This window comes from Klebsiella sp., from assembly GCF_027492335.1.
Taxonomy (GTDB): Bacteria; Pseudomonadota; Gammaproteobacteria; order Enterobacterales; family Enterobacteriaceae; genus Klebsiella; species Klebsiella huaxiensis.
The window spans coordinates 1-21,313 of record NZ_JAPUEW010000060.1; the positions used below are offsets into that span (position 1 = coordinate 1).

The 21,313-nt window shown below is 54.2% G+C and carries 24 protein-coding genes; 16 read left to right on the forward strand and 8 right to left on the reverse strand.

The window, feature by feature from the left end:
- From QVF11_RS18065 to patD, 3 genes are all read left to right on the forward strand, one after another.
- Nucleotides 1-264 (forward strand): ABC transporter permease subunit (locus QVF11_RS18065; protein WP_287858541.1); only part of this gene is annotated, 264 nt, incomplete at its 5' end.
- Nucleotides 254-1,060 carry an ABC transporter permease gene (locus QVF11_RS18070; RefSeq protein ID WP_287858542.1) on the forward strand — a complete coding sequence of 269 codons (807 nt, stop codon included), beginning with the start codon at nucleotides 254-256 and terminating at the stop codon, nucleotides 1,058-1,060. The genes QVF11_RS18065 and QVF11_RS18070, both read left to right, overlap by 11 nt.
- 23 nt (nucleotides 1,061-1,083) lie before the next feature.
- On the forward strand, nucleotides 1,084-2,511 hold the full coding sequence (patD, locus tag QVF11_RS18075; protein ID WP_142515371.1) for an aminobutyraldehyde dehydrogenase: 1,428 nt from the start codon (nucleotides 1,084-1,086) through the stop codon (nucleotides 2,509-2,511).
- 425 nt (nucleotides 2,512-2,936) lie between these two features.
- Here the strand turns inward: patD and QVF11_RS18080 are convergent, their stop codons facing one another.
- A complete protein-coding gene (locus QVF11_RS18080) occupies nucleotides 2,937-3,059 on the reverse strand; it encodes a small membrane protein (RefSeq protein WP_142513663.1) in 123 nt (40 codons plus the stop codon).
- Between the two features lie 583 nt (nucleotides 3,060-3,642).
- Here QVF11_RS18080 and QVF11_RS18085 point away from each other — a divergent pair.
- Nucleotides 3,643-3,927, forward strand: a complete 285-nt coding sequence (locus tag QVF11_RS18085; protein ID WP_287858544.1) for a hypothetical protein — start codon at nucleotides 3,643-3,645, stop codon at nucleotides 3,925-3,927.
- A 49-nt stretch (nucleotides 3,928-3,976) separates the two neighbouring features.
- Here the strand turns inward: QVF11_RS18085 and yncL are convergent, their stop codons facing one another.
- Complete coding sequence (gene yncL / locus QVF11_RS18090) at nucleotides 3,977-4,072, reverse strand: stress response membrane protein YncL (protein ID WP_110274760.1); 96 nt, start codon at nucleotides 4,070-4,072, stop codon at nucleotides 3,977-3,979.
- Nucleotides 4,073-4,269: 197 nt separating this feature from the next.
- Between yncL and QVF11_RS18095 the strand changes: the two genes are divergently transcribed.
- Entirely contained in the window at nucleotides 4,270-4,443 is a 174-nt protein-coding gene (locus QVF11_RS18095) for a GhoT/OrtT family toxin (RefSeq protein ID WP_110274759.1), read from the forward strand.
- Between the two features lie 71 nt (nucleotides 4,444-4,514).
- A complete protein-coding gene (locus QVF11_RS18100; RefSeq protein WP_287858546.1) occupies nucleotides 4,515-5,315 on the forward strand; it encodes an alpha/beta fold hydrolase in 801 nt (266 codons plus the stop codon).
- 3 nt (nucleotides 5,316-5,318) lie between these two features.
- Here QVF11_RS18100 and QVF11_RS18105 read toward each other — a convergent pair whose 3' ends face one another.
- On the reverse strand, nucleotides 5,319-6,752 hold the full coding sequence (locus QVF11_RS18105) for an aldehyde dehydrogenase (protein ID WP_287858548.1): 1,434 nt from the start codon (nucleotides 6,750-6,752) through the stop codon (nucleotides 5,319-5,321).
- 272 nt (nucleotides 6,753-7,024) lie between these two features.
- Here QVF11_RS18105 and QVF11_RS18110 point away from each other — a divergent pair, with 272 nt between their 5' ends.
- Together QVF11_RS18110 and QVF11_RS18115 are read left to right on the forward strand one after the other, a co-directional pair.
- On the forward strand, nucleotides 7,025-8,623 hold the full coding sequence (locus QVF11_RS18110) for an ABC transporter substrate-binding protein (RefSeq protein ID WP_112216852.1): 1,599 nt from the start codon (nucleotides 7,025-7,027) through the stop codon (nucleotides 8,621-8,623).
- 17 nt (nucleotides 8,624-8,640) lie between these two features.
- Entirely contained in the window at nucleotides 8,641-8,874 is a 234-nt protein-coding gene (locus QVF11_RS18115) for a YdcY family protein (protein WP_142513669.1), read from the forward strand.
- A 7-nt stretch (nucleotides 8,875-8,881) separates the two neighbouring features.
- Here QVF11_RS18115 and QVF11_RS18120 read toward each other — a convergent pair whose 3' ends face one another.
- Nucleotides 8,882-9,331, reverse strand: a complete 450-nt coding sequence (locus QVF11_RS18120; RefSeq protein WP_287858549.1) for a DMT family transporter — start codon at nucleotides 9,329-9,331, stop codon at nucleotides 8,882-8,884.
- Complete coding sequence (locus tag QVF11_RS18125; protein WP_112216849.1) at nucleotides 9,328-9,846, reverse strand: GNAT family N-acetyltransferase; 519 nt, start codon at nucleotides 9,844-9,846, stop codon at nucleotides 9,328-9,330. Before QVF11_RS18125 ends, QVF11_RS18120 begins: the two co-directional genes overlap by 4 nt.
- 161 nt (nucleotides 9,847-10,007) lie before the next feature.
- Here QVF11_RS18125 and QVF11_RS18130 point away from each other — a divergent pair, with 161 nt between their 5' ends.
- Both QVF11_RS18130 and QVF11_RS18135 read left to right on the forward strand, forming a co-directional pair.
- Nucleotides 10,008-10,583, forward strand: coding sequence for a helix-turn-helix domain-containing protein (locus QVF11_RS18130; RefSeq protein ID WP_287858550.1), 576 nt, complete (start codon nucleotides 10,008-10,010; stop codon nucleotides 10,581-10,583).
- Nucleotides 10,584-10,743: 160 nt separating this feature from the next.
- Entirely contained in the window at nucleotides 10,744-11,781 is a 1,038-nt protein-coding gene (locus QVF11_RS18135) for an NADP-dependent oxidoreductase (RefSeq protein WP_287858552.1), read from the forward strand.
- A gap of 48 nt (nucleotides 11,782-11,829) precedes the next feature.
- Here the strand turns inward: QVF11_RS18135 and rihA are convergent, their stop codons facing one another.
- Nucleotides 11,830-12,765: a pyrimidine-specific ribonucleoside hydrolase RihA gene (rihA, locus tag QVF11_RS18140; RefSeq protein WP_287858554.1), complete on the reverse strand. Its 936-nt coding sequence runs from the start codon at nucleotides 12,763-12,765 to the stop codon at nucleotides 11,830-11,832.
- A gap of 288 nt (nucleotides 12,766-13,053) precedes the next feature.
- Between rihA and QVF11_RS18145 the strand changes: the two genes are divergently transcribed.
- Nucleotides 13,054-13,353 carry a DUF406 domain-containing protein gene (locus QVF11_RS18145; protein WP_112216845.1) on the forward strand — a complete coding sequence of 100 codons (300 nt, stop codon included), beginning with the start codon at nucleotides 13,054-13,056 and terminating at the stop codon, nucleotides 13,351-13,353.
- Between the two features lie 74 nt (nucleotides 13,354-13,427).
- On the opposite strand, the gene pqqU is transcribed toward QVF11_RS18145, so the two are convergent.
- Nucleotides 13,428-15,539 (reverse strand): TonB-dependent receptor PqqU, encoded by a 2,112-nt coding sequence (gene pqqU / locus QVF11_RS18150; protein WP_287858556.1) that lies wholly within the window; start codon nucleotides 15,537-15,539, stop codon nucleotides 13,428-13,430.
- A 261-nt stretch (nucleotides 15,540-15,800) separates the two neighbouring features.
- On the opposite strand from pqqU, the gene yncE reads away from it, so the two are divergent.
- Nucleotides 15,801-16,862, forward strand: coding sequence for a 7-bladed beta-propeller protein YncE (yncE, locus tag QVF11_RS18155; RefSeq protein ID WP_112216844.1), 1,062 nt, complete (start codon nucleotides 15,801-15,803; stop codon nucleotides 16,860-16,862).
- Nucleotides 16,863-17,002: 140 nt separating this feature from the next.
- A complete protein-coding gene (locus tag QVF11_RS18160; RefSeq protein ID WP_112216843.1) occupies nucleotides 17,003-17,224 on the forward strand; it encodes a YgdI/YgdR family lipoprotein in 222 nt (73 codons plus the stop codon).
- Between the two features lie 179 nt (nucleotides 17,225-17,403).
- Here the strand turns inward: QVF11_RS18160 and ansP are convergent, their stop codons facing one another.
- Entirely contained in the window at nucleotides 17,404-18,864 is a 1,461-nt protein-coding gene (gene ansP / locus QVF11_RS18165) for an L-asparagine permease (RefSeq protein ID WP_287858558.1), read from the reverse strand.
- A 269-nt stretch (nucleotides 18,865-19,133) separates the two neighbouring features.
- Between ansP and QVF11_RS18170 the strand changes: the two genes are divergently transcribed.
- From QVF11_RS18170 to QVF11_RS18180, 3 genes are all read left to right on the forward strand, one after another.
- The gene (locus QVF11_RS18170; RefSeq protein ID WP_112216877.1) at nucleotides 19,134-19,664 is read left to right on the forward strand and encodes an AAA family ATPase; all 531 of its coding nucleotides are present in this window, start codon (nucleotides 19,134-19,136) and stop codon (nucleotides 19,662-19,664) included.
- A gap of 289 nt (nucleotides 19,665-19,953) precedes the next feature.
- The gene (glsB, locus tag QVF11_RS18175; RefSeq protein ID WP_142513678.1) at nucleotides 19,954-20,880 is read left to right on the forward strand and encodes a glutaminase B; all 927 of its coding nucleotides are present in this window, start codon (nucleotides 19,954-19,956) and stop codon (nucleotides 20,878-20,880) included.
- Nucleotides 20,880-21,248 (forward strand): DUF4186 domain-containing protein, encoded by a 369-nt coding sequence (locus QVF11_RS18180; RefSeq protein ID WP_287858560.1) that lies wholly within the window; start codon nucleotides 20,880-20,882, stop codon nucleotides 21,246-21,248. The genes glsB and QVF11_RS18180 overlap by 1 nt, the downstream gene beginning before the upstream one ends.
- Nucleotides 21,249-21,313: the final 65 nt, after the last annotated feature.

The following is a 21,313-nucleotide window of genomic DNA, read 5'->3' on the forward strand; positions in this document are numbered from 1 at the left end:
CAGACTTTCCGCTACGTGGTGCTGCCGCTGGCGATCCCCGGCATTGCGGCGGGGTCGATATTTACCTTCTCGCTGACGCTGGGTGATTTTATCGTGCCGCAGCTGGTGGGGCCGCCGGGGTTCTTTATTGGAAATATGGTCTATTCCCAGCAGGGGGCGATTGGCAATATGCCGATGGCGGCTGCCTTTACCCTGGTGCCTATCGTGTTGATTGCCCTTTATCTGGCGTTCGTGAAACGTCTGGGAGCGTTCGATGCACTCTAAACGCGCACCGCTGTTCCTGAAAGTAGCGACCTGGGGAGGGGTGATATTCCTGCATTTCCCGCTGCTGATTATCGCGCTCTATGCGTTTAATACTGAAGATGCCGCTTTCAGCTTTCCACCGCAGGGCCTGACGGTGCGCTGGTTTAGCGAAGCGGCAGGGCGTGCCGATATCATTGAATCCGTGACGTTGTCACTAAAAATAGCTGCGCTGTCCACGACTATCGCGCTGGTACTTGGCACGCTGGCTGCAGGAGCACTATGGCGCAGCACTTTCTTTGGCAAAAACGCGGTGTCGTTGCTGCTGCTGTTGCCGATTGCGCTGCCCGGCATTATTACCGGGCTTGCTCTGCTCACTGCGTTTAAGGCGGTCAACCTTGAGCCGGGTTTGCTGACTATCGTGGTGGGTCACGCGACCTTCTGCGTGGTGGTGGTGTTTAACAACGTGATTGCCCGCTTTCGCCGAACCTCGTGGAGCCTGGTGGAAGCCTCAATGGATTTAGGGGCGACGGGCTGGCAAACCTTCCGTTACGTGGTGTTGCCCAATCTGGGATCGGCGCTACTGGCGGGCGGGATGCTGGCGTTCGCCCTATCGTTTGATGAAATTATCGTCACCACCTTTACTGCGGGACATGAACGCACGTTGCCGCTCTGGTTGCTTAATCAGCTCGGACGGCCTCGTGATGTCCCGGTGACCAACGTGGTCGCGTTGCTGGTGATGCTGGTGACGATGATTCCGATTCTGGGGGCCTGGTGGCTCACCCGTGACGGCGAAGCCGACGCTGAAAACGGAAAATAAAAGACCGATACAGGATAAATGCTATGCAAAATAACCTTTTGATTAACGGAAAGTTAGTGGCTGGGGAAGGCGAGACGGTACCGGTGTTTAACCCCGCAACGGGTGAAGAGATTTTGTCAATTGCGGAAGCCACGGCGGCGCAGGTGGATGCTGCCGTGGATGCTGCTGACCAGGCATTTGCCACCTGGAGCCAGACCACGCCGAAAACTCGCTCAGAATGCCTGCTCAGACTGGCGGACGTGATTACCGATCATGCGCAGTCGCTGGCTGAACTGGAGTCATTAAACTGCGGCAAGCCGCTGCACTGCGTCGTCAATGATGAACTCCCGGCGGTCGCCGATGTGTTCCGTTTCTTTGCCGGGGCGGCCCGCTGTCTGCCGGGGATGGCGGCAGGAGAGTATCTCGAAGGACACACGTCTATGATTCGCCGCGACCCGGTCGGCGTTGTTGCTTCCATCGCGCCGTGGAACTATCCACTGATGATGGCGGCCTGGAAGTTGGCCCCGGCGCTGGCGGCGGGCAACTGCGTGGTGATCAAACCTTCTGAAATTACCCCGTTAACCGCGCTGAAGCTCGGGGAACTGGCCAAAGATATTTTTCCTGCCGGGGTACTTAACGTACTGTTTGGCCGCGGGGCAACCGTTGGCGATCCGCTGACGGCTCACGCTAAAGTCCGCATGGTATCATTGACCGGTTCAATTGCCACCGGGGCGCATATCATCGGCCATACTGCCTCGTCGATTAAACGTACCCACATGGAACTGGGCGGCAAAGCGCCGGTTATCGTCTTTGATGATGCAGATATCGATGCCGTGGTGGAAGGCGTGCGGACCTTTGGCTTTTATAACGCCGGCCAGGACTGTACTGCAGCCTGTCGCATTTATGCGCAGGCCGGTATTTATGATCAACTGGTGGAGAAGTTGGGCGCGGCGGTCGCCAGCCTGAAGATTGGGTCACCCGATGATGAAACGACGGAGCTGGGGCCATTAAGCTCACTGGCGCATCTGGAAAGAGTCAGCGCTGCTGTCGATGCCGCTCGTGCGCTGCCGCATATTCAGGTGGTCACCGGCGGTAGCAAAGCGCCGGGTAACGGCTATTACTATCAGCCCACATTGCTGGCGGGGGCGAAGCAAGACGATGCAATTGTGCAGCGTGAGGTTTTTGGTCCGGTTGTCAGCATCACGTCGTTTGCGAATGAAGAGCAGGTGCTCAGTTGGGCCAATGATTCTCAATATGGTCTGGCGTCGTCGGTATGGACGAAGGATGTCGGCAGAGCGCACCGCCTCAGCGCGCGTTTGCAGTATGGCTGCACCTGGGTCAATACCCACTTTATGCTGGTGAGCGAAATGCCGCACGGGGGGCAGAAACTCTCTGGGTATGGCAAAGATATGTCGATGTACGGTCTGGAGGACTACACCACTATCAGGCACGTGATGATTAAGCATGGCTAGAAAACGGCAAGCGATAGTTGCCAGTGTCTAAATTAGCTTACTAATAGTTTCGATAGCAGCAAATGTTAAAACAGAGCGATTTTTTTATGAGAATATTCTCAAACCCCTTCAAGAGCTAAGCCATCATGAGTGCCGGAGATAAGCGCCGGATGGGGTCTGTTAACCACCCTGGGTGCAGGATGTACCCCGGGCGGGTAGAGCGATATAACACCCGCCCGGAATGGCAACGACTATCAAGCCCCTGCATTGTTTGCAGGGGCTTTTTGTATGGGTTATTGCGAATGATTGAGAGCAGCGTGCAGGTGTGATTTTGGCGAATGTTGCTGTCAGGTTAAAGCGGTCTTACCCAGAAGGATAAATGACGGAGTATCGTCAATGATCAATTACACGAAGGCATAATTTATTTTTCTAAAATAATTATCATGCTAACGTTTTGTTTTTTTGCTCGGTAAACTCGACTGCCTACGATCGCGAAAGTAAGACACGAGATTATAAATCGCAGCGACCAGTAAAATTAACGCCACAATAAGAACGGCGATTCCCGACATGTACCACCTCAAAAAATTGAATGAGTGAAAAACAAGCATTGCATAACTTGCGTTTATGAATGTATGGTTTTATGCCAGATAACGCAAATGATATTTCCTATCATTTGAATGACAAAGTCATGCAAAATGCTCACATGAATGATGGTAATAGTATGTTTATTAATTAATTTTTTGAAATTTTTATCTTGGTTCAATTCGTGAACAATCAGGAGTAATCGCATTTCGTGCTAATAGTGAGATTGTCTCATCAATGCTTTAATCTTGAATACTGATGGATGTGAAGCGCTCATCTGGCTGAGAGACATGATAACCGTATTGCGTCCTCAGGTAGCAAATTCAATGTTGTGTTTAATGTGCATTTATATTTATCAATAACTCTATAGATTAAACCACATTAATATTGCAGTTATTAATTATCGGGTGCGAGCGTTGTGTTCGGGGGGGTATAGAAATAACGTGAGCGTTGCTTATTATTTATCTCCAGTATTTTAAATACGCATAAATGTAAATTGTTTGTTAATTTCATATGGAGCGGTGACTGCAGGAAGACCTGGGGGCTGGGTTTGACTTTCCATAGCCGCTCATGCGAACATTCCGCGCAATTTGTTACTTTGAAGTTGATATTGTTTTGAAAAAAATAGCATGTTTTCTATTTGTGGTCTGCGCCACGGCAACTCTTTGCGGCAATTTCCCGGCTAAACATATTATTGGATGTGAAAAGCAGGGGGTACCGGAAGCTATCTGCATCGCTGCCGAGTGGGATAGTGAAAAAGTTGATCTGTTACCGACATACAATCCTGAAAGTCTGAAGGTGCTTGCCTTACAGAATAGCGGGTCTGCTGCTGATGCGGGCGCTTTCAAATCGTAAAAAAGCAGCCCTTGAAGGCTGCTTTTTTAGGTTTCATCGCTGAGTAAAATCAGTAAAACCAACCAAAACGAACGGACAACAGGCTGATGAGCGCAAGTGCTGCGCCGACATTAATCAGAATGACGGTTTTGCTGGAAACATCCATAACGCCACCTTTTTGAGTAAGCCTCTACAGGTATAGTACGAGGTCAAAGATTGCGCTATCGGACAAAGCCGAATCGATCGACTTTCTGAAAATTATGCTTGCCTTTGTTTTAAGATTTCATCATCTCTGATGCACGCTGGGGTGCGAAAGAGCATTGTCTTTAGTGAAAATGCTTATCAGGGAAGGAAGAAGAAAAAATGACCGTATACCAGAAAATGCTGGTTTTTTATGCCGTTATGGGATGTATCTGTGCCGTGATAAGCTGGTTCTTAACCAAAGAGAGCCGTTGGATACGTCTGCTTGCCGCGTTGTTGATCGGCGCGACCTGGCCGTTTAGCTTCCCGATGGCGCTGCTGGTCTCGTTGTTCTGATTTAAAAATCGATACCCCGCGTTATATGATGGCTGTTTAAAAAAACAGTGATAACTAACGGATGGTCATCGATGAACAGTTTCTTTTCCTCTCAGGCTGGCGCCACCGTACGCTGGCTCGATCTGCCTGGTCGCGGCGAACCTATTGTTTTTATTCACGGCCTGGGCTGCGCCTCTACGTATGATTATCCTCGCGTCGCCGCCGATCCCGCGCTGGCAGGTCGGCGGATGCTCCTTGTTGATTTACCCGGTTATGGCTATAGCGATAAACCGGCCTCTTTTGGCTATCGCACCAGCGATCAGGCAAAGGTGGTGGTCGAACTACTGGAACACTTAGCGCTTACACGCTGCTATTTATATGGACACAGCATGGGGGGCAGCATTGCGATTGAAGCGGCAGAACTGCTTGCTGAGCGGGTATTGGCGCTGCTGGTGGCCGAGCCGAATCTGTATCCCGGCGGGGGGATGTACAGCAGACGCATTGCTGAACAACCTGAGGAGCGCTTTATTGCTCAGGGCTACGGCGACATGCTATCGGCTGAAACATCACCCTGGGCAGGTTGCCTGCAAAACAGCGCTCCCTGGGCCGTCTGGCGCGGGGCAAGCAGCCTGGTGAAAGGTGTTACGCCTTCCTGGTTTACCCGTTTTAGCGCTTTAGCCTGCCGTAAGGCCCTGGTCTACGGCGAACTTTCTCTCCCCGCGCAGGAAGCTATTGACGTTAAAGCCGTCGGAATCCCGCTGTTTATTGTGCCCCAGGCAGGGCACTCAATGGCATGGGAAAACCCATCAGCGCTGGCCCAAACGGTGGCCGATTTTTACTGTAGCGCTGAGGCAGAACGTCAGATTAAAGATGTGGTCCTCAATAAGTCGTGAGGCTTAAAACGGCAGCTCACGCGGGAGCGTTTGCAGCGTTATCCAGCGTAATTCGGTAAATTCGGCAATCCCCGCGCGTCCGCCAAAACGGCCATACCCGGAAGATTTGCAGCCGCCGAACGGCATTTGCGCTTCATCGTGCACGGTAGGGCCGTTGATGTGGCAAATGCCAGTTTGCAGGTTTTGCGCCAGGTTCCACGCCCGGGCGCTGTCCCGGCTGTAAACCGCCGACGAGAGGCCATATTCGCTTTCGTTGGCAACGGCCAGCGCTTGCGTTTCATCTTCAACCCGGATAATCGCTTTCACCGGGCCGAAAGACTCTTCACGCCAGATGCGCATTTCCCGGGTGACCCCATCAAGCAGCGTGGGGCGCATTTGCGTCGAACTGGCTTTGCCGCCGGTTAGCAGACGCGCGCCTTTCGCCAGCGCATCGTCTATCAGCGTATTGCAGCGGGTGACGGTTTTCATATCCACTACCGGCCCGAGAAGGCTGGCGGGGAGGGCTGCCGCTCGTTTGGCCAGCAGCAAAACAAATTCATCTGCGACGGCATTATCAATGATGATTCGCTCGGTCGACATGCAAATTTGCCCGGCATTGGCGAACGCACCAAAAATCGCTCCTGCTGCCGCTTGTTCGAGGTCGGCGTCATCCAGCACCAGCAGCGGGGCTTTGCCGCCAAGCTCAAGCACTGCCGGTTTCAGATGTTCGCCGCAGGTGCGGGCGATGATTCTCCCCACCGGCGTGGAACCGGTGAAGTTAACGCGGCGCACGGCGGGATGCGCTATCAGAGACTCCACTAGTTCAGGTGCGTCGGCGGGCGCACAGGTCAGATAGTTGACGACCCCAGCGGGAAAACCTGCTGCTGCCAGCGCATCAATAATCAGCCCTTGCGTGGCAGGCGACAGCTCTGCGCCTTTGAGGATAACCGTATTGCCGCAGGCCAACGGTGTGGCGATAGCGCGGGTCGCGAGGATTAACGGCGCGTTCCACGGTGCCATGCCGAGCACAACCCCCGCGCCCTGGCGGATCCCCATCGCCAGATTTCCCGGTACGTTAGATGGGATAACCTGACCCTCGATCTGCGTCGTCAACGCGGCGGCTTCGCGTAGAATGTCGGCGGCGAGATGGACGTTAAACCCGGCCCAGTGCGCGGTAGCACCGGTTTCCGCCGCCATAGCGGCAATAAATTTAGCCTCACGGCGCAGCATTTCCTCGGCGGCTTCCAGAAGAAGACGACGCCTCTCTACGGGGGGCGTTTCACGCCATTGTGGAAAAGCGGCGGCAGCGGCCTCCACGCAGCGACGAGCGTCGGTCAACGTTGCAGCACTGGCGACAGAAACGATCTCTTCCGTCACCGGGCTATGGCGGCTAAACGTGGCATGACCTTCGGCATCGTGCCATTGGCCGTTGGTGTACAGATTGCAGGTTATTGTCATTGTTAGCGTCTCCTGACGTTGCGTTTTTTCCGAGTGTATCGGTTTCCATCGCCTCCAGGAGGGAGCGGGGCGGTTATCGCCCTCTTTTTTCGTAACCTTTCGCAGTCCTCACATTTATTGGTGAAATTGATGATGAAAAAAACGGCTGATGTTGAATTAATCGGCTAAAACGCTGTATTTAGCATAACCTGATAGCAATTGATTATTTGCCGGTTGAATGTACCTGTGCTGTTATTAAAGCTCTTATAACAATATTCATAAGGCTTATAACCATGTCTACAGGGAAAACGCTTCTTGCGCTGGCATTGAGTGCGCTATTGCCAGCGGCAAGTGCCTGGGCGGCGGGGAACGATACGCTTGTTTATTGCTCCGAAGCTTCACCAGAATCTTTCAACCCGCAGATTGCCAGCTCCGGCCCATCCTTCGTTGCCAGTTCACAGGTGCTTTATAACCGCCTGATAAACTTTGATCCGGTCAAAAATACGCCGATTCCGTCACTGGCGACCGAATGGACCGTTTCCCCGGATGGCAAAACCTGGACTTTCACCCTGCGCAAGGGCGTACAGTTCAACAGCAACAAATACTTCAAGCCGACCCGCGATTTCAACGCCGATGATGTGCTGTTCTCGGTACTGCGTCAAAAGGATGAGAAACACCCGTACCACAATGTTTCACAAGGGAGTTATGAATATTTCCACGACGTTGGGCTGGATAAGCTGATCAAAGAAGTCAAAAAGATCGATGACTACCACGTTCAGTTCGTGCTGAACGAGCCGAATGCGGCGTTCCTCGCAGATTGGGGGATGGATTTTGCGTCGATTCTTTCTGCCGAATATGGCGATGCAATGCTGAAAAAAGGCACGCCGGAGTATGTTGATACCTGGCCAATCGGTACGGGGCCTTACGCGCTACAACAATATAAAGTGGACTCGTTGATCCGCTATATCGCCAATCCGCATTACTGGGACGGCGAAGTGCCGACTAAGCACCTGATTTTCTCCATCACGCCAAACGTTGAGACGCGTCTGGCGAAGCTGCAAACCAACGAATGCCAGATTATTCCCGCGCCGTCGCCGGTGCAGTTCCCGGTGATTAAAGGTAACAAAGATTTGGCGCTGCATTCGGTGGAAGCGCTCAACGTGGGCTATCTGGCGTTTAATACGGAGAAAAAGCCGTTTGATAATGTATTAGTGCGTCAGGCGCTAAATTATGCAACAGACAAACAGGCGATCGTTAAAGCGGTCTTCCTGGACTCCGGTAGCGTGGCGAAATCACCAATTCCGGGCAATATGCTCGGCTATAAGAAAGATCTGCCGGATTACGGCTATGACCCGCAAAAAGCGAAAGAGCTGCTCAAGCAGGCCGGACTGGAAAAGGGGGCGGAAGTGACCTTGTGGTCGATGCCGGTACAGCGTCCGTACAACCCCAATTCACGTCGTATTGCCGAGATGATCCAGAATGACTGGAGCAAGGTCGGCATTAAAGCCAAAATCGTCACTTACGAGTGGGGTGAATATCTCGCCGGAATGCGTAAAGGCGAGCACGACAGCGCGCTGTTTGGCTGGATGTCCGATAACGGCGATCCGGATAACTTCGCCGGGACCTTGTTAAGCTGCGACAACATTAAAACCGGCTCCAACGTTGCCCGCTGGTGCGACAAGTCCTACGATGCATTGGTGAAAAAGGCTATCCTGGTGAGCGACCCGCAAGAACGCGCAAAACTCTATGGGCAGGCACAGGAGATTTTTTATCAGCAGGCGCCGTGGATCCCGCTGGCGACCGGGAAAACCTTCTACGCGACGCGCAGCAACGTCAGCGGCTATAGCGTGAGCCTGATGGGCAGCGATTTTTCCAAAGTAAAACTGAATTAAGCCGCAAGGAGAAAAGAATGTCACATCTGGATGAAGTGATCGCCCGAGTGGACGCCACAATTGCAGAAGGCGTGATTACCCATATGAATGAATTGCTGATCGCGCTGAGCGATGACGCTGAGCTAAGCCGTGAAGAGCGCTACGTTCAGCAGCAGCGTCTGCGTAATGCGATTGCGCACCATGGTCGTCAACAGCACGAGGAGCAGGAGGCGCGCCGCGAGCAGTTAACCCGTGGCGGCGAAATTCATTAAATCGCCGTTAAAACTGGCGTCTGGCCACCAGCCAGGCGCCTATCACCAGCATCACTGCGCCGCACAATGGGCCAATCAGGGCGCGAACCGGCACGTTGTGCGCGCGGATCAGATCAATCACCAGCCCGCCTACCAGCTGGCTGGCAATCAATACCGCAATGGTGGTTGCCGCCCCGACGTTTTGATAGCCGCTGATGCTGGCAAAAACAAAGAATGACCCCAGAAGGCCGGGAATGAGCGTCCACCACTTCACGCTGCCCGCCAGCTCCTGAAAGCCCGCCGCGCCGTGCTTCAGCATCAGTATCGTCACGAAAATCACGATACCGACCAGCGAGTTAAGCAGCATAGCGATAAGAATGGTAGAAGCGGATTGGGTAATCCGCACCATCAGCGTGTTTTGTAGCACCAGCCCAACACCCGCGGCAATTAAACAGGCCAGGGTCAGCGTCTGATTCATGCGCTGCCGTCCGGATCGCGGCGATCGTCTAGCTGCAATTGCATAAACGTCAGATCCAGCCAGCGGCCAAATTTAGTCCCTACCTGCGGCATGTGTCCGGTGGTGATGAAACCAAGGGTTTCATGCAGATGCAAAGAGGCCTGATTCTGCGCTTCAATGCCGGCCACCATGACGTGTTTATTTAATCGTTTGGCTTCCGCGATTAACGCAACCAGCAGGCTGCGGCCCAGACCTTTACCCTGATGGTCGGGGTGAACATAAACCGAATGCTCGACGGTATGGCGGAAGCCGTCAAAGGCGCGCCAGTCGCCAAAGGAAGAGTAGCCGGTAATAACGCCGTTTTCTTCACTGACCAGCACCGGATATCCGGCAAACTGCCGGGCTTCAAACCAGGCAATGCGGTTGTCGGTATCGACGGTTTTGTCGTTCCAGATAGCGGCAGTATGGACGACCGCATGGTTGTAGATTTCAGCGATTGCGGCGCAATCGTCTTTGCAGGCATAGCGGATGCTCATGGCAAACCCCAAACGTTTGTACACTATAGTAGTACGATATTATTACAATAATGTACGCCGGGCTGTCATCTGCTTTGGCCATAATATTTTATTATGTTGCGCTATACCGCTCGCTGCGACCCGCTTGTTGCTGTCAGATTCATACACTATAGTGTCACGATATGAATACTTTAGAAGACAACCTTAACCAGCGCATCAGCGCGCGCATCCGTATCGAACGGGAATCCCGCGGCTGGTCGCTGAGTGAACTGGCAGAGCGGGCGGGCGCGTCACGGGCGATGATCCACAAGATCGAACGTGGTGAAAGCAGCCCCACGGCGTCAATGCTTGGGCGACTCTCCGGCGCATTTGGCATCAGCATGTCAACGCTGATCGCCAGGGCCGAGATGCAGGAAGGCAGACTGCTGCGTTTTGCTAATCAGCCGGTATGGCACGATCCGCAGAGCCACTATCTGCGCCGTCACGTTTCACCGCGCAGCGATTTGCCTATCGACCTGGTGCAGGTTGAGCTTCCCGCCGGAAGCGATATTCCGATGCCTGCGGCGTCTTACGCGCTGGCCAGGCAGCTTATCTGGCTACAGCAGGGTGAACTGGTGTTTGTCGAAGGCAATACGCGCCACGAGATGCAGGCGGGGGATTGCCTGGAACTGGGACCACCTAACGACTGCCGCTTTATTAACGAAACAACGCAACCCTGCGTTTATCTGGTTGTTCGACTTAATCAATCTGCCTCTTAGAGCCTGGCTCATTAGGGCTATTTTGCTTGCCATTTTGAACCTGGGCAGTGCTCAAACTGTCTGCGCCAATAACGCCTACTGGGATAGGCTCTTAATGTCAATGCGCGTTGCCGGGAAAGCAGCTAGCCTCAGTACAGACTTGTCAAAAGAGGAGTTTGTTATGGCTTTTAATCCGCAACGCCATCGCCGCTGGCTGCTGGCGTCTCGTCCACATGGTGAGCCGACCGGAGAAAACTTCCGCCTGGAAGAGGGCGAGGTCGCATCTCCGGGCCCCGGACAAATACTGCTGCGCACCGTTTTTCTGTCATTAGACCCCTATATGCGCGGACGCATGAGCGATGCGCCATCCTACTCACCGCCGGTGGCTATTGGCGCGGTGATGGTGGGCGGTACCGTGAGTCGCGTCGTGACCTCACATCATGCTGACTTTCAGCCCGGCGACTGGGTGTTGGGCTACGACGGCTGGCAGGATTATGAACTCTCCGATGGCAGCGGGCTGGTGAAGCTAGGCGCTAATCCTGAACATCCTTCCTGGGCGTTGGGGATTCTGGGGATGCCGGGTTTTACCGCTTATATGGGGCTGCTGGATATTGGTCAGCCGAAAGCGGGTGAAACGCTGGTGGTCGCCGCCGCAACCGGGCCCGTTGGCGCGACGGTTGGGCAGATAGCGAAGTTGAAAGGTTGCCGTACGGTTGGCATTGCGGGCGGTAGCGAGAAGTGCCGCTATGCGGTTGAAACCTTAGGGTTCGATGCGTGTATCGACCACCGCGCGCCTGATTTTGCCGTCAAGCTGCTTGAAGCCTGTCCGCAGGGAATTGATATCTATTATGAGAACGTCGGCGGCAAAGTGTTCGACGAAGTCCTGCCGCTGTTAAACACCTCTGCGCGCGTCCCGGTTTGCGGTCTGGTCAGCGGCTACAACGCCACCGCGCTGCCGGACGGCCCGGATCGCCTGCCGCTGCTGATGGCGACGATCCTCAAAAAACGCATTCGGATGCAAGGCTTTATCATCGGCCAGGATTACGGTCATCGTATTCAGGAGTTCCAGCAAGAGATGGGAGGCTGGGTACAGGAAGGCAAAATCAAATACCGTGAGCAGGTCGTCGACGGTCTTGAGCACGCGCCGCAGGCGCTTATCGGCCTGCTGAAGGGCGAGAACTTCGGTAAAGTGGTGGTTCGCGTCTCTCCAGACGAGTGACGTATTTCCCGGTGGGCAGTAGTGCCCGCCGGGATTTATGATGACGATTTACGCGTAAAATTCCAGCCGTTCGGCCAGCAGGTCAACAAACGCCTGGCGGTCGACGTCGAGCATCACCGTAGCGTTTGGCTCCTTACCGGTCAGGTTGTAGAAATCAACCACCGTCATCCCTTGGGTGTATTTCCCCTGAGTTTCCACGCCGACCCAGCGCTCAATGGTGGTGAAAATCTCCGGCTTAAGCAGCCAGGCAATGGTGCAAGGATCGTGCAGCGGCGCGCCGACGAAGCCCCATTTTTCATCCTTATGATATTCAATGAAGAAGTCGAGCAGCTCGGCGACAATCGTCGATATAGGATTGCCAATACGGCGGAAACGTTCGATATCTTCGGCGTGAATTTGCGCTTTATGGGTGACGTCAAGACCGGCCATAACCACCGGGATACCGGACTGGAAAACGATCTCCGCCGCTTCCGGATCGACGTAGATATTAAATTCGACTGCCGGTTGCCAGTTACCCAGCACCATCGCGCCGCCCATAATCACAATACGGGCGATTTTGGCATGCAGCTCAGGATGACTGTTGAGCAACAACGCGACGTTGGTTTGCGGCCCGGTTGCCACGATTGTCACCGGCTCAGCGCTTTCACGCAGCGTTTTTGCCATCAGCTCAACGGCAGTACAGCTTTGTGCGGCAAAACCTGGTTCCGGCAGCGCCGGGCCATCAAGTCCGCTTTCACCGTGCACGTTATCAGCGATGATCAGTTCCCGCATTAACGGCTTCAGCGCGCCACCGGCTACCGGAATATCCGGACGTTTAAGCAGGGTGAGCATCCGCAGCACGTTGCGCAGCGTTTTGTCCGGCGTCTGGTTTCCTGCGGACGAGGTGACGGCTTTCACATCAAGCTCGGGTGAAGCGAGGGCAAGAACGAGGGCAATCGCGTCATCATGACCCGGATCGCAATCGATAATTACTGGCAGTGCCATGGCAGCTCCTTATTGGCGTTGTTTTGTGACAAGGGTAACGCTGTAAAGCGGGATAGACGAGGCACAACGCAGGATAGTGTGATGGCGTGCACGATTGATCGCGGTGGCGCGAGATTTTACCAACGCAGTGTTTTATCAACCCGCAATCGCGAAATCGCTATGCGATGGCGTAAGGAGATGACTCACTCGGCGGTATATAATTCCAGCTAACTAATCCATACATATTTTAATGGTTTGCTTTTCCGCTAACGGGTTCTTATCCTGATAGAAACTCAAGAGGTTATCGTTATGAAAGATGTTGTAGATAAATGCAGTACCAAAGGTTGCGCCATTGACGTTGGATCTATCATTGATAATGAAGATTGCGTCTACCGGGCAGAGAAAACATTCCCCTCGCGCGAAGAAGCAGAGGCTACGGTGGCTGCCGTTCGCGAACGCGCTGTAGCCGCAACGCCCGCCAGCGAGCCGCCGCAGGTTGACTATACCATTGTGGCTGCAGGTGATGAGGTGAAGCTCGACGTTTCTATCGCTTTCTCCTGCCAGGCGGAAAAGATTATTTTTGAATTGTCCTTAAGAAACCTTATTTAAGGCAACGCGCGCGTTTTGGAAATTGCCGGGCGACGTGAGCAGCCCGGCAGAAAAGCAGGATTCCTGGTGAGGCGTTACTCAAACCGCCATGCCAGATTCAGCCCGACGCCATAATTGCGGCCCGGTGCCGGTTCGTAGTAGCGACCGTTGGATTCGTTAACGATAACCGAGCCCGCGTAGCTGCGATCGAACAGGTTATCGACGCGTCCAAACAGATCCATATCCATCTTGCCGTAGCTCCATTTATAGCCGGTCGTCAGGCCGACCACCGTCCATGACGGCGCTTTGGCGGTGTTTTCATCATTAGCCATAATATCGCTCATATAACGAATATCGCTGCCCGCGTACCAGCCTTTTTCGGGCTGATAGCCGAAGGACGCATAGCCCATATTGCGGGCGATCCCTGGAATACGGTTGCCTTTACAGCTCGTGTCGTCGCAGACGTTGGTGCGATAAGTCGCATCCAGCCAGGTCCACGCTGCTTTCAAACGCCAGCTGTCGCCGAATTGCTGATCCAGCCCCAGTTCCATCCCCTGACGACGGGTCTTGCCGGCGTTTTTATAGCTGGTACGCCCGCCGCTGCTGGCGTCGACCACAATCTCATTATCGGTATCAGTCTGGAATAGCGCAGCAGTTAACAAGCCATTGCCAATACGCGCCTTGCTGCCAATTTCGACGGTTTCGTTGGTTGATGGCTGGAGACCAAAGTTCAGACCGCCCTGGTTGCTGGAACGATACGAAAGCTCGTTAATCGTCGGCGTTTCGAAGCCGCGACCGGCGGAAACGTACAGATTCCACGCGTCGGTTACTGCATATTTCAGTGAGCCCGCTGGCAGCCACTTGTGATAACTGGCATCGCCGCTATCATCGCCGTTGCCAGGAGTAATGTAGTAGTCATTAGAATCGAACCACACCGAGCTGTAACGTACCCCGGCGTCCAGAGAAAGTTTCTCGGTAAGCTGCCACTGAGTTTGCAGATACGGGTCGATATTCCACATCAGATTACGTTCATTGCGACGCAGGTCGCCCTTTTCGCCGTACTGCGGCGCACCGTTGCTCATAACAAAGTTTTCGAAGCCTTTGCGGCGCTCGCTCATGGTTTCGTAATCGAGACCGGTGGTAAAGGTGACCGGCACCAGCAGCTCGCCGTGGTGGGTCCAGCGGGTATCAATCCCCTGATAGTGTCGGGTCAGGTCGATAACTCCGCCCGCATGGGTTGGGTTAAGCTGTGGCGCGCGCGGAATCGACTGATATTGCGTGGTTTCGCGCTCACCGGCGTACATCATCACGCTCAGGTCGTCATGTTCGCTCAGCTGGCGCTCATAGCGCAAACCGGCCTGGGTCTGCTTAATGGTTTTGCGCGTATTGTACTGATCGCCGCGGGGAGACTGGCGCGGGTTACTCTGCCATTCGTCATAGCTCAGGCCGCCCGCATCGTTAGCTTTGATATCGACGCTGTTGAACAACAGGGTCAGCTTGCTGACGTCGTCGATACGCACGCCCAGTTTGGCGTTAGCGAGATTCTTGCGCGCGCCGCTATGGTCGCGGGAGCCGTGGGTGGTGAAGCGGTTGGTGGAAACCACATAGTCGACGTCGCCCGCGTGCGTACCGTCACCGACAGCGCCGGTTGCTTTCATGCCGTAATGCCAGGTACCGAAGCTACCGTAGTAGCTGCTGGCTTCGATGGTTGGCGGCTGGCTGCCGGTCTGGCTGGTGGCGTTAATCACTCCGCCGGAGGAGTTTCCGTACAGCGCGGAAAACGGTCCGCGCAATACTTCGAGTGAGTCGAGGCTGCCAATATCAATATTCGAGGTTTGCCCCTGACCATCGGGCATGGTGGCCGGAATACCGTCGACGTATATGCGCAGCCCGCGTACGCCGTAGGTCGAGCGGGAGCCGAAGCCGCGAATAGAAAGCTGCAGATCCTGGGCGTAGTTTTGTCGGTTTTGTACCTGGAGGCCGGGAACCGCGCCCAGCGACTCGGAGAGGTTTACGCGCGGAGCGGCCTGACGCATTTCATCGCCGTTAACCACGCTCACGGCGGCTGGGGTATCGAGTTCAGAAACCGTAGATGGCGCAGCGGTGACGACCATGGTTTGTTCAGCGGCGGTAGCGGTTGGCGCAGTGGAAATAAGCGGCAGAAGCAGGGCGGGGAGTGCGGCGGCGCGCAAGGAAAGGATTTTCATCAAAGTTACTCGTAAAACGAACCAAACGGAACATATGTATATATGTTAACTCTTTTGTAAATTTTTTGAAAAGACTTAACGGAATTTGAGTTAACAAATAGCAAGAATTGCGTGATCGCAGGGTCACTAAACGCAATTAACTCTCCACATTGCGATAAATAATGATTACTATTCGCATTCCAAGAATAGCGCAAAGCAATGATTTTGCGCCACGGAAGCACTGTCGAGCAGGCATATACTGTTTTATCAAAGGGAGTCGTCATGTCATTACGTCATCTGTCCGCGCCACGTCTGCGCCGTTCACTGTTGTTAACTTCGTTGCTGCTGGCGGGGAGCTTCAGCGCTCACGCGGCGGAAGAAATGCTGCGCAAGGCCGTTGGCAAGGGCGCATACGAAATGGCTTATAGCCAGCAGGAGAATGCGTTGTGGGTAGCCACTTCGCAAAGCCGTTCGCTGGATAAAGGCGGCATTGTTTACCGTCTCGATCCGACGACTCTCGAAGTGACCCAGATTATTCATAACGATCTGAAACCGTTTGGCGCCACTATCAACAATGCAACTCAGACTCTGTGGTTTGGTAATACCACCGACAGCACCGTGACGGCTATCGATGCCAAAACCGGCAAAGTGAAAGGGCGCCTGGTGCTGGATCCTCGCGAGCGTAGTGAAACCGTGCGCCCGCTGGCTCCGCGCGAGCTGGCGGTCAACGAGAAAACCAATACCGTCTATATCACTGGTCTGGGTAAAGAGAGCGTGATCTGGGTGGTGGATGGCGACAAGCTGACCCTGAAAGACACCATTGCCAACACCGGTGCGATGGCGACGGGGCTGGCGGTAGACGCGGAAGCCAACCGTATCTACACCACCAACGCCGATGGTGAGTTGCTGACTATCGACAGCACCAGCAACAAGATCCTGTCGCGTAAGAAGCTGCAGGATGATGGCAAAGAGCACTTCTACCTGAACCTGAGCCTGGACACCGCGGGTCACCGCGCCTTTATCACCGATGGCAAACAGCCGGAAGTGCTGGTGGTTGACATTCGCGACGGCAAAGTACTGGAGAAAATCGCCGCGCCGGAATCTCTGGCCGTGCTGTTCAACCCGACTCGCAATGAAGCCTACGTGACGCATCGTAAAGCAGGTGAAGTGAGCGTGATTGATGGTAAGACCTATAAAGTGGTCAAGACCTTCAAAACCCCGACTCACCCGAACAGCCTGACACTCTCCGCTGATGGTAAAACGCTGTACGTCAGCGTGAAGCAGGAATCGACTCGTCAGAAAGAAGCGACCCAGCCGGATGACGTTATCCGCATCGCGCTATAATCTTCTCAGGAGGGGGCAACCCCTCCTGCTCGCCTGTATCACCCTCTGTTACAAACACTTATTAGCCGGATAAATGTAATGGCTATACACTTAAGACTTTCCTGCATTAGCGGGACGGTGGCATTAATCCTGGAGAAAAGATGAAAAAATCATTAATGGTTGTGTGCGCTGGCGCGATGCTGGCTCTTCTGGCGGGCTGTAGCTCGAACTATGTGATGACGACGAAAAGCGGGCAAACTATTGTGACGCAGGGCAAGCCGAAGCTAGATAAAGATACCGGCATGACCAGCTATACCGATGAGTCAGGTAACCAGCGCCAGATCAACAGCAGCGATGTTGCTCAGCTGGTTGAAGATAATTAAGTACTAACAAGAGTGGTTTCAGATTGCTGACAAAGTGCACCTTTCTGGAATTGCCCGGTGGCGGCTAGCGCCTTACCGGGCCTACGAAAATGCATAATTTATTGATATTGTGGGTTTTGTAGGCCGGGCAAGGCGCTAGCCGCCGCCCGGCAGAAACGTGGGTTTGTCATCAATCTCGTTTATTGCTGTTTTTCGATCTCCGGCGCGGTGCTATGAATATCATGTACGCGTTTACGCACGCCAAACCAGCCGGCTACCAGCAGCACGGCAATCAGCGGAATCGAACCGATGGTATAAGTGCCATTCGGATAGTCGAAAGCCATTAACACCAGCACGCTCAGCAGGAACAGCAGGGTCAACCAGGAAGTGAAGGGCGCACCCGGCATCTTGAAGCTGACGTCCGCTGCTTTACCTTCCTTGATGGCCTTACGTAGGCGCATTTGACACACCACGATAAAGCCCCACGAAGCGATAATCCCCAGCGAAGCAACGTTCAGGACAATCTCGAATACCTGCGAAGGCACCAGATAGTTGAGGAATACCCCGACCACGTAGACCGCCAGCGTCGCCAGAATCCCGGCGTAAGGCACATGATGACGGCTCATTTTCGACATAAATTGCGGTGCGGAACCGCCCATCGACATGGAGCGCAGAATACGCCCGGTGCAGTAGAGCCCGGAGTTAAGGCTGGAGAGCGCGGCGGTTAACACTACAATATTCATCACGCTGCCGATATACGGCACGCCCAGCTTTGAGAAGAAGGTAACGAACGGACTCTGCCCGGCCTGATAGGCGTTCCACGGCAGCAGCAAAACCAGCAGCAGCACCGAACCCACGTAGAACAGACCGATGCGCCAGATAACGCTATTAATCGCGCGCGGTACCATGGTCTGCGGGTCTTTGCACTCGCCTGCGGCGGTACCAACCAGCTCGATAGAAGCGAAGGCAAAGACTACGCCCTGCACCAGCACCAGTGCGGGCAGCAGGCCGTGTGGGAACAGGCCGCCGTTATCGGTAATCAGATGGAAGCCGGTGGCGTTGCCGTCCAGCGGCTTGCCGCTGCCGAGGAAAATCGTCCCGACCACCAGAAACGCCACGATCGCCAGCACTTTTATCAGCGCGAACCAGAACTCCATCTCGGCGAACCATTTCACCCCGATCATGTTCATGGTGCCGACAATCGCCAGCGCGCCAAGGGCAAAGACCCACTGCGGAACGTCGCCAAACGCGCCCCAGTAGTGCATGTACAGCGCGACGGCGGTGATATCGACAATCCCGGTCATCGCCCAGTTGATAAAGTACATCCAGCCCGCCACATAGGCCGCTTTTTCGCCGAGGAATTCACGAGCGTAGGAGACGAAGCTGCCGCTGGAAGGGCGGTGAAGCACCAGTTCGCCCAGCGCGCGTAAAATAAAGAACGAGAACAGGCCGCAGACCAGATAAACCAGTGCCAGCGCGGGCCCGGCCATCTGTAAGCGCGCACCTGCACCGAGGAATAAACCGGTACCGATGGCACCGCCGATGGCGATCATCTGCACCTGTCGGTTGCCCATTGCCTTGTGATAACCGGACTCTTGCGAGTTCAGCCAGTGGCGTTTTGCAGCATGCTGCTCCGCCACAGTAGTGTGTTTCGTATTCATTGATATTGCTATTTTCCTGTCAATGTCCATGAGTGGTTCGTGATGCAGGCCCTCTCATCATTCTGGTGAATGAGATAAGCCAACATGGCGGAGAATCCTACACGCATCACAAAATGGACGCACGCAAAACATTCGCGGGCAGCACTTACTTAAATATCAAGGAGATCGGTTATTTTCTGACGGCAGGAGAATGGTCAGAGAATTTTGCTCATTGCTTGCGACGTTATTGCGCTATTATTCTCAGCCCGCGTTTTGCCCGAGAGACAACGATGAAAATCAACGTAGTAGGGACCAGTGGCGTCGGCAAGTCTACCCTCGCGCGTCGGCTGGCTCAGGAACTGTCACTGCCTTATATCGAAATGGATGTACTTTACTGGCGGCCGGAGTGGCAAGGGACGCCGGATGATGAGTTTTACGCCAAACTTGCTGCTGCTCTCGACGCGCCCGGCTGGGTGCTGGACGGTAACTACAACCGCAGCCGTCCGGTGAAATGGCGTGAGGTTGATTTGGTGGTGTGGGTGGATTACAGCTTCTGGCGCACCTTCCGCCAGGCGGTATGGCGCGCGGCCTCTCGTGCAAGCCGCCGACAGGAGCTGTGGCCCGGCACCGGCAATTGCGAAACCTTCCGCCGCTCCTTTTTTAGTCGGGAATCCATTATCCTCTGGACGCTAAAAACCTGGCGTAATAATCGCCAGCGCTATCTGGCGGATATGCAGGATCCACAATATCAACATATTCGCTTTGTGCGTTTGCGCAACCAGCAGCAGACCGAGGCGTTAGTCCGCGAACTTCAACAGTAATGCCGGACGTGAACCAGGAGTAGCCCGGACAGGCGCGCCGAGCCGCCTCCGGGATTGTCTTATCACTCAATAAACTTCGCGGGCACCGCAGCTGTTAACCAAACTCCATTTCTTCCTGGTTAAGAGGGAATGATTAGCGTGCTTTATATTACTTGTAACTTTGACCAATGGTTTTTTTATCCGCGATGAGCCATAACGTGCGGCCAGAAGAGGCTGAAAGAGGCTGTTTCTTCGCTCCTTGTGCGCCTATAATTGCAGCCCGAATTTTGATGTTGGCAAGGAGCCGCGTGTGGCGACAGTAATCAATAACGCAATGCTCGATGCCATTTTGGCTGAAGTCAGGCCGCTGATTGGGCGCGGCAAGGTGGCGGATTATATTCCGGCGCTGGCCAGCGTCAGCGGCGACAAGCTTGGCGTTGCTATCTGTACGGTGGATGGTCAACACTACAGCGCTGGTGATGCTCACGAGCGTTTCTCTATCCAATCTATCTCGAAAGTGCTGAGCCTGGTAGTAGCAATGAACCACTATCAGGAAGAGGAGATCTGGCAGCGAGTGGGCAAAGACCCTTCCGGGCAGCCATTTAACTCGCTGTTGCAGCTGGAAATCGAACAGGGTAAACCGCGCAATCCATTTATTAATGCCGGGGCGCTGGTGGTCTGCGATATGCTGCAAAGCCGTCTTAGCGCACCGCGTCAGAGAATGCTGGAAATCGTCCGTCGCCTGAGCGGCGTGAGCGATATTGCCTATGATCCGGTGGTGGCCCGTTCCGAATTTGATCACTCGGCGCGTAACGCCGCCATCGCGTGGCTGATGAAATCGTTTGGCAACTTTCATAACGATGTTGCGACGGTGCTGCAAAATTACTTTCATTACTGCTCGCTGGAGATGAGCTGTGTCGAACTGGCGCGCACGTTCTTGTTTCTTGCCGATAGTGGCATTGCTCCGCACCTTACGTCGCCGGTTATTGCACCGATTCAATCACGCCAGGTCAATGCGCTGATGATGACCAGCGGCATGTACCAGAACGCGGGTGAATTCGCCTGGCGAGTTGGTTTACCGGCGAAATCCGGCGTTGGCGGGGGGATTGTGGCTATCGTCCCGCAGGAGATGGCGATTGCGGTGTGGAGCCCGGAGCTTGACGAAGCCGGGAACTCGCTGGCCGGTATCGCTTTACTGGAAAAACTCACCCAAAAACTGGGGAGGTCGGTGTTCTGATGGTGCCAATCGACACTCTATTTTCTCGCCTTCAGCGTTCCACTTTTCGCTCACGGTTTCGCCTTGGCGTCAAGGAGCGGCAGTATTGCTATGATAAAGGGGCGGACGTTATCGACCAGCACGCCGCCGATTTTATCGGCAAGCGGTTGGCTCCTGCTGAAATACCTAACGATGGTAAACAAACTCCAATGCGCGGGCATCCGGTGTTTATTGCGCAACACGCCACCGCTACCTGCTGTCGCGGGTGTCTGGAAAAGTGGCATGCCATCCCGCAAGGACGGAGACTTAGCGAGCAAGAGCAGCGCTACGTGGTGCAGGTCATTCACCACTGGCTGGTCATCCAGATGAATTCTCCCGACCAACGCTAACTTTAATTCATCAGGCGTCAGTGTATGCCTGATAATTATTCTCATGATATGATGCCGTGCTAACT